Here is a 12750-nt window from a genome sequence, read left to right on the forward strand (position 1 = left end):
GATGGGGATCGCGAGGTCGTCCCGTAGGCGCGGGGCGGCCTCTTTGCCGTCTAGGCGGCGGCGCGGGCCGGCTTGCGGCGGGTGGCGCGCTGCGGGAGGGCAACGCGCCGGGTGGCCTCGTGGTACGCGTCGAGGTCGGCCTGGGAGACCCGGATGGTGCCGCCCGGAGCGCTCTGGCTGCAGGGCAGGAGGCCGGCGACGATGTACCGTCGGACGGTGGGGACGCTGCAGTGCAGGAGCCAGGCGACTTCGCGGATGTTGAAGAACGGCGCGTTGAGGTCCCTCGGCTCGATGGGGGTCCGCGGGGACTGCTTGCTGGCCACTTCACTTCCTTTCTGGTGGGTTTGTGTGGGGGGCGAGGAGTTCGTCGTCGGTCGCATCCAGGACGGCTCTGAGCCGGGTGTACGGCTTGGGGCTCATGTGTTTGCGGGCGCCGCGCTCGAGCTTTCGCAGGTAGTTCGGCGTTATGCCGACGAGGTCGGCGAGCTGGTTGACTTCCATCCCCGCTTGCATGCGCTTGGTGCAGATAGCCATCCCGTCCACCTCGAAGGTGGTTGGGGTTCGTGCCATGGGTAGAAGCTACCCATAGATGCCCACGCTGTCTACCTATGTGTGGCAGTTAGTTGCCCACGTGTACTCACTCGATACCCATAGGTGCGCTGTGACCTGCGTAAAGATGGCGCATAGATTGGGCCTAAGTGACCCCCAGTCCTGGCTGGTCCCCTCCAGTCCTGCGAGGATGACCCCATGCCACGCGCCGACCAACGTGACTACGAAAGGCTGGCGAACCTCGCCCGCCGTCGCCGAGCCGAGCTCGGCCTTGCCCTGAACGACGCCAACGCCAAAGCCGGGGGGCTCTCCAACAGGACCTGGCAGCGAGTCGAGAAGGGCCTTGAGATCCGGGAGACCAACTACGTCAAGATCGACGGCCTGCTGCAGTGGGCTCCCGGCAGCTGCCTCAAAGTTCTGGACGGCGGTGATCCGGTCCCGATCGGGGACGTGGCCGGAGCGCCAGACGTCCAGAAGTCGCCCATGCCGCGGGACGCCCTGGACGCCAAGGCGCGCGACGTCGTGCAGCTCGCGCTCATCGCGACAGCCAAGGGGACGTCGGCTGAGGAGATCCGGGAGATGAGCGAGCGCGTGGTGAGAGATCTACGCGAACGCGGCATCATCTGATCGAAGTTCAGCCTTTTTTCGTACAACCTTTTCGTCTTCACCGATCTGTTACACAGTCTCCGTCTGTCACTCAGTCCCAGTCAGTCCCAAACGACGCAGGACATGGCAGAGTCGTGTCACGCCCTCGAAGGCTCCTTCCCGGCGACACCTAGGGGGAGCCATGCAAAGAGACGCACTCATAGTCGAGTACGGGCCGAAGTTCCACGGAACGGCGGTGCGTACCGGCGACGGGATCGTCTGTGTGGTCCCACGCCAGATCCGCGACCGGTCGCAGGTAGAAGCGTCCATGCGGGACCTGGTGAGGGGCCTTGGTGGTGAATGCGGTCTCTGCCCGCGCTGCCCCTTGGGGTTGGGGCTTGCGGGCTGAGATCATGTACGACGTGGCGTCCCGGCGGTAGGGGTACTGCCGGGCGGCCGCGGCATCACCACGCGAGGGGGCACCATGGCCAGACGTGCTCAGGACGTCTACACCGAGTGGCGCGGCGGAACGTGCCGCGTGAAGTGGTGGTCGGGTGAGTACCACGACGACGGCCGCAAGCGCTTCGAGTCCAAGGGCGGGTTCACCGACGAGGACGAAGCCTTCCAGCACGGCCAGGACAAGCTGTACGAGATCCGGCACGGCACGCATGTCAAGAACCGCGACGGCGCCACCCTCATGTCCGACTGGCTCGACGACTGGCTCGCCGGCCTGGACCACGCCCACCTGACCGAGCAGAACTACCGGTCCATCGTCGAGACTCACATCCGCCCGTACTTCAAGAAGCGCAACGCCGCGGTCGCGGACATCGACGTCATCGCCTACCGGGCGTTCCGCAAGCACATCAACGGAGTGCTGAAGCCGAACACGGCGAAGAAGGTCATGACGATCCTCGGCATGATCCTCGATGATGCCGTGCCCCGACTCATCAAGGTCTCCCCCGTCGAGCGCACCAAGCGCCGCGGCAAGTACACGCGCAAGCCGAAAGAGCGCAAGCGGGACATGACCGAGGAGGCCGTCGAGCAGCTGGCGTGCAATGCGCGCACCCTGCTCGGAGAGCCGGGCTACGCCTTCATCTGGACGATGGCCATGACCGGGATGCGGCCGGCCGAGCTGTACGGGCTGACCCGCGAGTACTGCTACCCCAACTGGCCGGCCGCCGACCTGCGGCTCAACCCGGACGAGCAGGACCGGTACGAGGACGACCTGGAGAGGTACGGCAAGGGCGACGGACTGATGCCCGCGATCCGTGTCGAGCGGCAGGTGCAGTACAAGGACAGCACGCTGACGTTCATGGCGCCGAAGTACGAGAGCTACCGCAGCCTCGTCGTCCCGCCTTTCCTCGCCGACCTGCTGGAGCGGCTGCTCGACAGTCACGACAGCAAGTGGGTGTTCCCGGCGCTGAACGGCAGCAGCCTGGGGGCGATGAACTTCAGCTACGTGTGGTGGCGGCCGATCGCCGACGGGGCCGAGGAGCGCGTCGGGCACCAAGCCAGGTGGAACCGGCCGGCGATCCCCGCGGTGCCGTCGTTCGCCGGCAAGCGGCTGTACCTGATCCGGCACGGGCACAAGGCCTGGCTGGACGAGGACGGGCACAGCCGGTACGCGGTGGAGTCGCGGATGGGGCACGAGGTGCCGGGTGTCGAGGGGACGTACAGCAGTGTGACGGTGCCGATGGAGCGTGCCATCATGAAGACGTTGCAGGAGCGGTGGGAGCGTCTGCAGGAGCGGGCGCGGCGGGTGGAGAGCTAGCCGGTTTCCCACTTCTTTCCCACTCGCAGGGTTCGGATCAAGGAATCCGCAGGTCAGGGCGATCTGAGGCCCTGATCCTTCAAGTACTACGACTTCTTCATCTACGGCAGCGCGGCCGCGCTGATCTTCCCGGCGGTCTTCTTCGACGAGTCCGACCCGGCCACGGCGACCCTGCTGTCGCTGGCCACGTTCGGCGTCGCGTACGCCGCCCGGCCGGTCGGCGCCCTGTTCCTCGGCCACTTCGGGGACCGGCTCGGCCGCAAGAAGATCATGGTCTTCACGCTGATCCTGATGGGGCTGTCGACGTTCCTCATCGGCTGCCTGCCCACCCGGGACCAGATCGGCACCCTCGCCCCGGTCCTGCTGGTGCTGTGCCGCGTCCTGCAGGGCATCTCGGCGGCGGGCGAGCAGGCCAGCGCCAACTCCATGACGCTGGAACACGCGCCGCCGCACCGGCGCGGCTTCTTCACCAGCTTCACCCTCAGCGGCACGCAGGGCGGCCAGCTGCTGGCCACCCTGGTCTTCATCCCGGTCGCCGCGCTGCCCGAGGAGCAGCTGATGTCCTGGGGCTGGCGGGTGCCGTTCTGGCTGAGCGTGGCGGTCGCCGTGGTCGGCTTCGTCATCCGCCGCAAGCTGGACGAGACGCCGGCCTTCGAGCAGCAGTCGGCCACCGAGGGCGTGGTGAAGCTGCCGCTGATGGTGCTGGTGCGCGAGCACTGGGCCGACGTCCTGCGGGTGATCGCGGCGGCGCTGATCGCCTCGGTCAGCACGATCTTCACGGTGTGGGCGCTGTCGTACGCGACGAGCGACTCCGTCGGTCTGAGCCGGTCCTCGATGCTGTGGGTGGGCGCCCTGGCCAACCTGGTGGCGCTGGCCGCCATCCCGCTGTGGGCGGCGCTGTCCGACCGCATCGGCCGCCGCCCGGTCTTCCTGGTCGGCGCCGTCGGCAGCGCGGTGACGATGTTCCTCTACCTGTGGGCGATCTCCACCGGCTCCTACCCCCTGACGCTGCTCACGGGCGTCGTCGCCTTCGGTGTCGTCTACAGCGCCGCGAACGGCGTGTGGCCCGCCTTCTACGGCGAGATGTTCTCCACCCGCGTCCGCCTGTCGGGCATGGCCGTGGGCACGCAGATCGGCTTCGCCGTCGCCGGGTTCGCGGTGACGTTCGCCGCGCGGATCGCCGGCCCGGACGGGGACGACTGGACGGCCGTCGCCCTCTTCACGGCGGCCCTGTGCCTCCCGCCGGTCGTCGCCGCGCTCTCCGCCCGCGAGACGCACGAGGTCCCGACCGAGGAGCTGGGCGCGCGCACCCGCCAGGAGGCCCCCCGGCCCGAGACGGTCACGGCCTGACCCGCCGCTCCCCGGGTCCCCGGAGCCCCGCGCGGCGCCGGGGACCCGGGCGTGCCCGGGCCGGGTCCGGCTACTGCCGGGGGATCCCGTACACCCGGTCCACGCGCAGCCGCAGCACCACGCGGCGCTCGCGGACCATGGCGGCGCGGTAGTCGTCCCAGTCGGGGTGCTCGCCGAGGATGTCGCGGTAGAGGCGGACCAGCTCCTCGACCGTCTCGTCGTGCGGGTCGCGCGCGACGGGCGTGAGGTCGGCGGTGCCCTCGGCGACCGTGTAGGCCCACCGGTCGGAGGTGGTCACGTGGTAGGAGGCCCGGGGGTCGCGGCGCAGGTTGCGGGTCTTGGCGCGGTCGTCGGTGAGGGAGACCCGGATGACGCGCTCGTCCGGGTCGTAGGCGTGCTTGACGTTCGACAGCTGGGGCCGGCCGTCGCGCTTCAGCGTGGCCAGCAGCCCGTCGTGGCTCTCGGAGAGCAGCTTCAGCAGTGCGTCCTGGGTCGTGTCGTCGGTCATGCCCGACTCAACCTCCGTGCCGGGTGCGCCCATTCCCGCGGCCGTGACGTCCGCGGCGGGCCGGGCTCGCCGCCGCGGCCGGTGCGGTGAGGGCCCCGGCCCTGCCGGGGGCGGGGGCCGGGGCGGACCGGCGGCGCGTGCGCCGTTCCCTGCGCCGGGGACGGCCCCGCGCACGGAACGGCGCGATCATGAGGGGACCGCGCCACCAGGAGGTCTGAGGCGGTCCGGGCGGGGTATGCCGGACTCACCTCGACGAGCACGACGGAGGAAGAGCGATGGCACAGCTGCGACAAGAGATCGAGCCGGACGAGGCCGGGCTGGATCCCGGGGCACTGGACCGTCTGGACCGGCACCTCTCCCGTCACGTCGACGAAGGCCGCCTGCCGGGCTTCCTCGTGGCCCTCGCCCGCGGCGGACGCGTCGCCCACCTCACCACGTACGGCCGGCGGGACGTGGCGGCCGGGCTGCCCGTCACCGCCGACACCCTGTGGCGGATCTACTCCATGACCAAGCCGGTCACGGCGGTGGCCGCGCTGATACTCGTCGAGGAGGGCCGGCTCTCCCTCGACGACCCGGTCGAGCGCCATCTGCCCGCCTTCGCCGAACCCCGGGTGTACGCCGGCGGCTCGGGCCCCGACGACCTGACGACCCGTCCGGCCGCCGGTCCCCTGCTCGTCCGCCACCTGATGACCCACACCGCGGGCCTGACGTTCGGCTTCTACCACACCCACCCGGTCGACGCCCTGTACCGCGCGGCGGGCCTGGAGTCGTCGGTGCCGCCGGGCAAGGACCTCGCCGAGACGATCGAGGTGTACGCGAGCCTGCCGCTCCAGTTCGACCCGGGCACGCAGTGGAACTACTCGGTGGCCAGCAACGTCCTCGGCCGGATCGTCGAGGTCGTCTCCGGGCAGCCGCTCGACGTGTTCTTCGCCGAGCGGATCTTCCGGCCGCTGGGCATGGCGGACGCCGGGTTCGAGGTCGACGCCGAGCAGGCCGGCCGGCTCGCGGAGATGTACGGCGAGAGCAAGGACGGCGGCATCGAACCGATCCCCGGGCTGCCCCTGCACGGCCGGCCCCGGTTCCTGTCCGGCAGCGGCGGCATGGTGGCCTCCGCCCACGACGTGCACCGCTTCATGGAGCTGCTGCGCCGGCGCGGCGAACTCGACGGCGTACGCGTCCTCGCGCCGGAGACCGTGGACCTGATGACCTCCAACCACCTGCCCGGCGGCGCCGACCTGCGCTCCTTCGGCAGCCGCCCGGCCCACGACGAACCCGGCAACGACGGCGTCGGGTTCGGCCTCGGCCTCTCCGTGGTGATCGACCCCTCCCGCACCCAGTCCCCGTCCGGACTCGGCACGTTCGGCTGGAGCGGGGTGGCGACGACGACGTTCTGGGTCGACCCGGGCCGCGACCTGACCGTGCAGTTCATGACGCAGGTGCGGCCCAGGACCTCGCACACCGTCTTCCGGGACCTGAAGAGGCTGGTCCACGAGGCGGCGACCGGCTGAGGCTCCGGTCCGCACCCGCCGGGGGCGTCACGACCAGTGCGCCACCGCGTCCAGATGGGGCAGGTGGTGGTCGAGGCGCTCCCGTTTGGTGCGCAGGTAGGTGATGTTGTTCTCGCACGGCTCGATCAGCAGCGGCACCTGCTCGGCGACCCGGACGCCGTGGCGCACCAACGCCTCGCGCTTGCGCGGGTTGTTGGACATCAGACGCACCGAGCGCACCCCGAGGTCGTGCAGGATCCGGGCCGCGACGCCGTAGTCGCGGGCGTCCACCGGCAGCCCGAGCGCGAGGTTCGCCTCCACGGTGTCCAGGCCCTCCGCCTGGAGCGCCATCGCGCGCAGCTTGGCGAGCAGGCCGATCCCGCGGCCCTCGTGCCCTCTCAAGTAGACGACGACACCGGCGCCTTCGGCGACGACGGCGCGCAGCGCGGAGTCGAGCTGGGCGCCGCACTCGCAGTGCTGCGAGCCGAACGCGTCGCCGGTCAGGCACTCCGAATGCAGCCGCACCAGCACGTCGTCGGCGGCTATGTCGCCGTACACCAGCGCCACTTGTTCGTCACCGCGGTCGTGATCGAGATAGCCGACCGCCTGGAATTTCCCGTACACCGTGGGCAGCGGCGCATTCACGACGCGTTCCGTGCCGGTGCGCTGCGCGGACTTCTTGCCGAGGACGCCAACTTTGTCTGTCATGATTCTCGAGTTCCTAAGCAGAGACGAAAGGCCGTGAAGAAATGAGTGATTCGGGGAAGCGGGCGGCGGCATTCGGTCCGGAGCACGGTCTGCTGCCGGCGGACACCACGGAGGACGTACGGACGCGGGGCGCCGGCGTCTCGACGCAGGTCGCCGTCCTGCCCGTCGGGAGCTTCGAGCAGCACGGCCCGTACCTTCCGCTGGCGACCGACACGCTGGTGGCCTGTGCGGTCGCACGGGAGATCGCCGCCGCGTACCCGGTGCACCTCCTTCCTCCGGTGACGATCTCCTGCTCGCACGAGCACGCGGCCTGGCCGGGCACCGTCAGCATCTCCGCCGTGACCCTGCACGCGGTCGTACGGGACATAGCGGCCTCACTGCGCCGGTCGGGCGTGGACGCCCTGGTGGTGGTCAACGGACACGGCGGAAACTACGTCCTGGGCAACGTCGTCCAGGAAGCCTCCGCGCGCGGCGAGCGGATGGCGCTGTTCCCGGCCCCGGAGGACTGGGAGGCGGCGCGGGAGCGGGCGGGGGTGGCCACCTCGCTGCTCACCGACATGCACGCGGGGGAAATCGAGACCTCCGTCCTTCTGCACGCTCATCCCGAAATGCTCCGGCCCGGTTACGAGACTTCCGATTTCGTCGCGGACGACCGGCGTCATCTGCTCTCCCTCGGTATGTCCGCCTACACCGATTCCGGTGTCATCGGCCGTCCTTCACTGGGTTCGGCGGAAAAGGGGAAGGAACTCCTGGCGAGCCTGGCGGATTCCTTCGCCGCGTATTTCTCGCTGCTGACCGCCGCCGGGGAGCCGGGAGAGGCACGCGGGTAGCGTCCGCCGGCCGCGCGGGGCGGTGCCGGTACGGCGGCCGGCCCGTCGTGGCCCGCGCGGGGCGGAGCCGGTACGGCCGCCGGTGTGGCGTGGCCCGTGCGGCGCAGGCCGGTGGACCAGCGGGCGGCCAGGACGACGGCACCGGGCAGGCTGGCCACGAGGCTGAGCACCCCGTAGCAGACGGCGACGGCGAGCCCTTGGCCCGCGCCCAGTCCGGCGGCGCCGAACGCCCAGGCGGTGACGCCCTCCCGGGGTCCCCAGCCGCCGACGTTGAGCGGCAGGCTCATGGCGAGCAGGGCGAGCACGGCCAGCGGCAGCAGCACGGTCACCGGCGCGGTGGTGCCGGTGACGCGGGCGGCGAGCACGAACATCGCGACGTGTCCGGCGAGGACGACGACGGAGGAGACGGCGACGGCCGGTCCGGTCCGGCGGGACAGCAGGGCCCGGCGCGCCTCGGCGAGCGTGGCCCGCAGGGCGCCGCCGCGGCGGGCGGGCGCCCGGTTCATCCGCAGGGCCAGGACCACGGCGAGCCCGCCCAGCGCGGCCGGGCCTACGAGCGGGGCGAGGTCCCGGGCCGCGGGCAGCACGGGCGACGGCAGGGTCAGCAGGACCACGGCGCCCGCGGCGAACAGGGCCAGTTGCCCGGCGGTCCGCTCCAGCACCACCGACCGCACCCCGCGGCCCAGGTCACCGGCGCTCTGCCCGTGCCGGACCGCCCGGTGCACGTCGCCCAGCACCCCGCCGGGCAGGGCCGCGTTGAGGAACAGCGCCCGGTAGTAGTCGGCCACGGCCGCGCCGAGCGGCAGCCCCAGCCGCAGCGCGCGGGCCACCACGGCCCACCGCCAGGCGCTGAACACCGTGGTCACCAGGCCGATGCCGAGCGCGGCGAGCAGCGCCGGCGGGTCGATCCCGCGCAGTCCGTCGAGGAGGGCGCCGGTGCCCAGCTGCCACACCAGCACGCCGAGGACGGCGGCACCGGCGAGGGTGCCGAGGCGGGCGCGCAGGAGGCGCAGGCCGCGGGGACGGGGGGCGGGAGCGCCGGTCGCGGTGGCGGCGGCCGCCGGATCCGGCGGCCGGTGCGCCGGCGGGCCCGCGTCCCCGCCTGCGGGCCGCCGCACGACCCGTGCCTCCACCGTCTGCGCGGTCATGACGCCCCGCCCCCGGACCGGCGCAGGGCGAGCAGGTCGACGTGGTGCACGACGACGGCCAACTCACCTGCCCGGCAGGCTTCCAGACGCTCTGCCAGGTACCGCTCGGCGGATTCCCGCAGCCCCGGCCGCTGTTCGACGGCGGCGGCGACCCAGCCGCGCAGCCACTGCTCGGTGAGCGCGGCCTGCCCGGCGCCGAGCCGCCAGGGACTCGGGTGCAGCCGTACGGTCGCCCCGTGCCCGGCGAACACCTCGGCGGCGACCGTCACCGCGTCCGGGCCGAGCAGGCCCGCGCGGCGCTGGTGGGCGTTGAACGCTTCGGCGATCTCCGCGTCCAGCGGGTGGGACGGGGTCAGGTCGACGCGCCCGGCGACGGACAGCGTGAGCAGGGCCGGGCAGCCGGCCCCCGCGCAGGCGGCGGCCAGGGCGTCGATCTCCTCGCGGGTGAGGACGTCCAGGAGGGCGGAGGCAGTCACCAGGGACGCGCCGCGCAGGGCGTCCGGGGTGAGGCGGGCGACGTCCCCGCGCCGGGTCTCGACGGTGACCCGGCTGCCGTCGGCGGCGGTGCGCGGGGAGGCGGCGGCCGCGAAGTGCAGGAGGTAGGGGTCGCGGTCGTGCAGGATCCAGTGCTGGGCGCCGTCGAGTCGCGGCGCGAGCCAGCGGCCCATGGAACCGGTGCCGCAGCCCAGGTCGTGGACGACCAGCCCGTCGGCGCTCCCCGGCCGGGCGGCGAGCTCGGTCCGCAGCGGGTCGAGCAGTGCCCCCGCCCGCGCCGCGCCGTCGGCGGGCTCCCGCAGTCGGAGCCACTCGGGCGCGTACCGGGGCGGCTCGGCGGCGTCCCCCGGCCCGTCCTCCCGCAGCCGCAGGGTGGCCCGCTCGCCGGGGCCGGCGCCCGGGATGACGGAGGGTGCGGTGCCGCGCCCGCCGTGCCGGGTCGTCGCCGGGTTCGTCATGCGGCCCTCCGGGGTCCGGTCGGGAGCCGGCGCAGGACCGCGGCCAGGCTCTGTGCCGTGGCCGCCCAGCCTCCGAGGGCGGCGCGCCGGCTGCGGGCGGCCGCCTTCAGACGGCGGCGCACGTCGGCCTCGCCGAACCAGCCGCGCAGTTCGGCGGCGAGGGCGGCGGGGTTCTCCGGTGGGACGAGGATGCCGGGCACGCCGCCGTCGGGGGCGCGTCCGACCGCCTCGGGCAGGCCGCCGACGTCCGTCGCCAGCACCGGGATGCCGCGCGCGAGGGCCTCCGTCACCGCCATGCCGTACGTCTCGGCGTAGGAGGTGAGGACCATCAGGTCGGCGGCGGCGTAGCTGGCGTCGAGGGCGGCGCCGGACCGCGGTCCGGCCAGCTCCAGCCGGTCTTCGAGGCCGTGCCTCCCGATCAGCTCCCGCAGGTGGGCGACGTACTCGGGGTCCTGGCCGAGGCCGCCGACGCACACGCAGCTCCACGGCAGGTCGGCCACCTGGGCCAGCGCCTCCACCAGCCGGTGCTGCCCCTTGCGCGGGGTGACGGCGGCGACGCACAGCAGCCGGGAGACGCCGTCGGTGCCGGGCGCGAGGGGGGCGATGTCGGCGCCGGGGGCGGCGACGTGGACGCGTTCCGGGGCGAGCCCGTGGTGGGCGACGAGGCGGCGGACCGCCCAGTCGCTGGTCGCGACCACGGCGGGCACCGCCCGCAGCACCTCCCGTTCCCGCGCGTCGAGCGCGGCGGCCACGGCGGGGTCGAGGCCCGTCTCGTCGCCGAGCGGGAGGTGCACCAGGACGGCCATGCGCAGCCGCCGCGCCTGCGGTACGACGACCTCGGGGACGCCGCAGGCGACGAGCCCGTCGAGCAGGACGATGGCACCGTCCGGCAACTCCCGCAGCCGCCGCGCCAGTTCCGCACGGGCCGCCGCGGCCGGCCGGGGCCAGTCGCCGGCGACCGCGTGCGGGCGCACCTGCCAGCCGAAGCCGGGCAGGTCGAGGCTGACGCGCCGGTCGTAGGCGTTGCCGCCGCTCGGCGCGGCCGGATCGTCGACACCGCCCGGCAGGACGAAGTGCACGGTGCGCAGGGACATCGGGACGATCCCGGTGTTCGTGAGGGCGGCGGGCCGGACGGGCGGGCGGGCCGGGGGCGCCGAGCCGGCCGGCCCCGGCTTCTCCAGGGTCGTGTCGGTCACAGCGCACGCTCGTAACTCGCCCAGGCGATGTGGGACTCGTGGAGCGTGACGGTGATGCCCGCGATGCCCCGGGCGTTCTCGCCGAGGGCGCCCTTGTGGATGCGTTCGGCGAGCCGGTCGGCGATGACCTTGGCCAGGAACTCCGTGGAGGTGTTGACCCCGGCGAAGTCGGGTTCGTTGTCGAGGTTGCGGTAGTTGAGCTCGCTGACGACGGCGCCGAGTTCCTGGGTGGCCAGGCCGATGTCGACGACGATGTTGTCCTCGTCCAGCTGTTCGCGCCGGAACGTGGCGTCCACGAGGAAGGTGGCCCCGTGCAGGCGCTGCGCGGGTCCGAAGACCTCTCCGTGGAAGCTGTGGGCGATCATGAGGTGATCGCGGACGGTGATGCTGAACAACGGACGACCCTCCAGGTGCGGCGCGTCTGCTCCCCCGCCGATCGCTGCGGGGATGCCGGGTAGTACGGCTGATTCCCTTCCCGCGTTCAGCGCGGGTCACGTCTTTTCTCAGGTCAGGCGCGCGTGTCGTACCGGATTGAACGGTTCTTCCGCCGATGTCCGCGGCCGGGGGCCGGCCGGTGTCAGCCGGCCGGGTCGTAGCGGACGCGGTGGCACAGGGCCGGGATCTCCCCGGAGGCCAGGGCGGGCAGCACCGCGGGCAGGTCCTCGAAGGCGGACTCGCCGGTGACGAGGGCGTCGAGCGCGGGGTCGGCGAGCAGGTCGAGGGCGAGGGCGAGCCGGTCGGCGTAGGTGCGGCCGGCGCGGCGCGGGGAGACGGTGCCGACCTGGCTGCTGCGCACGACCAGCCGGCGGGAGTGGAACGCCTCGCCGAGCGGCAGGCTCACCTTCCGGTCGCCGTACCAGCTCAGTTCCAGGACCGTGCCCTCGGGGGCCAGCAACTCCAGGGAGCGGGTGAGGCCCTGCTCGGTGGCGCTGGCGTGCACGACGAGGTCGCGGTCGCCGAGGGCGTCCTCGGGCGAGGCGAAGTCCACGCCGAGCGCCTCGGCGACCGCGGCCCTGCGGGGGTCGGCGTCGACGAGCTGGAGGCGCACCCCGGGGAAGCGGGCGAGCAGCGCGGCGACCGAGCAGCCGACCATGCCGCCGCCGACCACGGCGATCCGGTCGCCGACCAGCGGCGCCGCGTCCCACAGCGCGTTGACGGCGGTCTCCACGGTCCCGGCGAGCACGGCCCGCCCGGCGGGCACGGGGTCCGGCACCGGGGTGACGGCGCTCGCGGGGACGACGTAGCGGGTCTGGTGCGGGTACAGGCAGAAGACCGTGCGGCCGCGCAGCGCGCCGGGGCCCTCCTCCACGACACCGACGTTGAGGTAGCCGTACTTCACCGGGCCGGGGAAGTCGCCCTCCTGGAACGGCGCCCGCATCGCCGCGTACTGGCCGGCGGGCACCCCGCCGCGGAAGACGAGCGTCTCCGTGCCCCGGCTCACCCCGGAGTACAGCGTCCGCACCAGCACCTCGTCCTCGCCCCGTTCCGGCAGCCCGACCTCCCGTACGGCACCCCGGCCGGGGGCGTCGAGCCAGAACGCGCGTGCGCTGCGGTTCATCCAAGTCCTCCTGAACGATCGGGAAGCCGCTTGCGTACCGAGGGGTGCACAGGCCGCGCACAAGGTAGCGGCGTTGATCGACTCTGTCACACGGCCGGAGGATGCTC

12 protein-coding genes and 2 pseudogenes are annotated in these 12750 nt (G+C 72.8%); 5 read left to right on the forward strand and 9 right to left on the reverse strand.

Annotated features, from left to right (window positions below):
• Window positions 1–50 precede the first annotated feature (50 nt).
• Together ACIF8T_RS21945 and ACIF8T_RS21950 are read right to left on the reverse strand one after the other, a co-directional pair.
• Window positions 51–323 (reverse strand): helix-turn-helix domain-containing protein, encoded by a 273-nt coding sequence (locus ACIF8T_RS21945; RefSeq protein ID WP_400037497.1) that lies wholly within the window; start codon window positions 321–323, stop codon window positions 51–53.
• A gap of 1 nt (window position 324) precedes the next feature.
• Window positions 325–570, reverse strand: coding sequence for a helix-turn-helix domain-containing protein (locus tag ACIF8T_RS21950; RefSeq protein WP_400037499.1), 246 nt, complete (start codon window positions 568–570; stop codon window positions 325–327).
• Window positions 571–747: 177 nt separating this feature from the next.
• Between ACIF8T_RS21950 and ACIF8T_RS21955 the strand changes: the two genes are divergently transcribed.
• The 3 genes and pseudogenes from ACIF8T_RS21955 to ACIF8T_RS21965 all read left to right on the forward strand — a co-directional run.
• Window positions 748–1176 (forward strand): hypothetical protein, encoded by a 429-nt coding sequence (locus tag ACIF8T_RS21955; RefSeq protein WP_400037501.1) that lies wholly within the window; start codon window positions 748–750, stop codon window positions 1174–1176.
• 442 nt (window positions 1177–1618) lie between these two features.
• Window positions 1619–2905, forward strand: coding sequence for a tyrosine-type recombinase/integrase (locus ACIF8T_RS21960; protein WP_400037502.1), 1287 nt, complete (start codon window positions 1619–1621; stop codon window positions 2903–2905).
• Between the two features lie 75 nt (window positions 2906–2980).
• A pseudogene (locus tag ACIF8T_RS21965) lies at window positions 2981–4255 on the forward strand (MFS transporter); the annotation flags it as partial.
• 70 nt (window positions 4256–4325) lie between these two features.
• Here the strand turns inward: ACIF8T_RS21965 and ACIF8T_RS21970 are convergent.
• The gene (locus ACIF8T_RS21970; RefSeq protein WP_400037504.1) at window positions 4326–4763 is read right to left on the reverse strand and encodes a PPOX class F420-dependent oxidoreductase; all 438 of its coding nucleotides are present in this window, start codon (window positions 4761–4763) and stop codon (window positions 4326–4328) included.
• Between the two features lie 275 nt (window positions 4764–5038).
• Between ACIF8T_RS21970 and ACIF8T_RS21975 the strand changes: the two genes are divergently transcribed.
• Complete coding sequence (locus ACIF8T_RS21975) at window positions 5039–6271, forward strand: serine hydrolase domain-containing protein (protein WP_400037506.1); 1233 nt, start codon at window positions 5039–5041, stop codon at window positions 6269–6271.
• Window positions 6272–6298: 27 nt separating this feature from the next.
• Here ACIF8T_RS21975 and ribA read toward each other — a convergent pair whose 3' ends face one another.
• A complete protein-coding gene (gene ribA / locus ACIF8T_RS21980) occupies window positions 6299–6958 on the reverse strand; it encodes a GTP cyclohydrolase II (protein ID WP_400037508.1) in 660 nt (219 codons plus the stop codon).
• 41 nt (window positions 6959–6999) lie between these two features.
• Here ribA and ACIF8T_RS21985 point away from each other — a divergent pair, with 41 nt between their 5' ends.
• Window positions 7000–7788, forward strand: a complete 789-nt coding sequence (locus ACIF8T_RS21985; RefSeq protein WP_400037510.1) for a creatininase family protein — start codon at window positions 7000–7002, stop codon at window positions 7786–7788.
• Between the two features lie 200 nt (window positions 7789–7988).
• Here the strand turns inward: ACIF8T_RS21985 and ACIF8T_RS21990 are convergent.
• From ACIF8T_RS21990 to ACIF8T_RS22010, 5 genes and pseudogenes are all read right to left on the reverse strand, one after another.
• Window positions 7989–8936 (reverse strand): annotated as a pseudogene (locus ACIF8T_RS21990) (lysylphosphatidylglycerol synthase transmembrane domain-containing protein); the annotation flags it as partial.
• Window positions 8933–9889: a methyltransferase domain-containing protein gene (locus ACIF8T_RS21995; protein WP_400037512.1), complete on the reverse strand. Its 957-nt coding sequence runs from the start codon at window positions 9887–9889 to the stop codon at window positions 8933–8935. The pseudogene ACIF8T_RS21990 and the gene ACIF8T_RS21995, both read right to left, overlap by 4 nt.
• The gene (locus tag ACIF8T_RS22000; protein WP_400037514.1) at window positions 9886–11085 is read right to left on the reverse strand and encodes a glycosyltransferase family 4 protein; all 1200 of its coding nucleotides are present in this window, start codon (window positions 11083–11085) and stop codon (window positions 9886–9888) included. The genes ACIF8T_RS21995 and ACIF8T_RS22000 overlap by 4 nt, the downstream gene beginning before the upstream one ends.
• On the reverse strand, window positions 11082–11480 hold the full coding sequence (locus ACIF8T_RS22005) for a 6-pyruvoyl trahydropterin synthase family protein (RefSeq protein ID WP_400037516.1): 399 nt from the start codon (window positions 11478–11480) through the stop codon (window positions 11082–11084). The genes ACIF8T_RS22000 and ACIF8T_RS22005 overlap by 4 nt, the downstream gene beginning before the upstream one ends.
• A 182-nt stretch (window positions 11481–11662) precedes the next feature.
• Window positions 11663–12643: a zinc-binding alcohol dehydrogenase gene (locus tag ACIF8T_RS22010; protein WP_400037518.1), complete on the reverse strand. Its 981-nt coding sequence runs from the start codon at window positions 12641–12643 to the stop codon at window positions 11663–11665.
• Window positions 12644–12750: the final 107 nt, after the last annotated feature.

Source organism: Streptomyces sp. NPDC085946 (assembly GCF_044540485.1).
Classification (GTDB): domain Bacteria; phylum Actinomycetota; class Actinomycetes; order Streptomycetales; family Streptomycetaceae; genus Streptomyces.

Excerpts from the sequence above, each read along its gene's own strand:
- ribA (WP_400037508.1), bottom strand. The coding sequence starts at position 6,958 with ATGACAGACAAAGTTGGCGTCCTCGGCAAGAAGTCCGCGCAGCGCACC.
- ACIF8T_RS21955 (WP_400037501.1), top strand. The coding sequence starts at position 748 with ATGCCACGCGCCGACCAACGTGACTACGAAAGGCTGGCGAACCTCGCC.
- ACIF8T_RS21975 (WP_400037506.1), top strand. The coding sequence starts at position 5,039 with ATGGCACAGCTGCGACAAGAGATCGAGCCGGACGAGGCCGGGCTGGAT.
- ACIF8T_RS21950 (WP_400037499.1), bottom strand. The coding sequence starts at position 570 with ATGGCACGAACCCCAACCACCTTCGAGGTGGACGGGATGGCTATCTGC.
- ACIF8T_RS21960 (WP_400037502.1), top strand. The coding sequence starts at position 1,619 with ATGGCCAGACGTGCTCAGGACGTCTACACCGAGTGGCGCGGCGGAACG.
- ACIF8T_RS21970 (WP_400037504.1), bottom strand. The coding sequence starts at position 4,763 with ATGACCGACGACACGACCCAGGACGCACTGCTGAAGCTGCTCTCCGAG.
- ACIF8T_RS22010 (WP_400037518.1), bottom strand. The coding sequence starts at position 12,643 with ATGAACCGCAGCGCACGCGCGTTCTGGCTCGACGCCCCCGGCCGGGGT.
- ACIF8T_RS21995 (WP_400037512.1), bottom strand. The coding sequence starts at position 9,889 with ATGACGAACCCGGCGACGACCCGGCACGGCGGGCGCGGCACCGCACCC.
- ACIF8T_RS21985 (WP_400037510.1), top strand. The coding sequence starts at position 7,000 with ATGAGTGATTCGGGGAAGCGGGCGGCGGCATTCGGTCCGGAGCACGGT.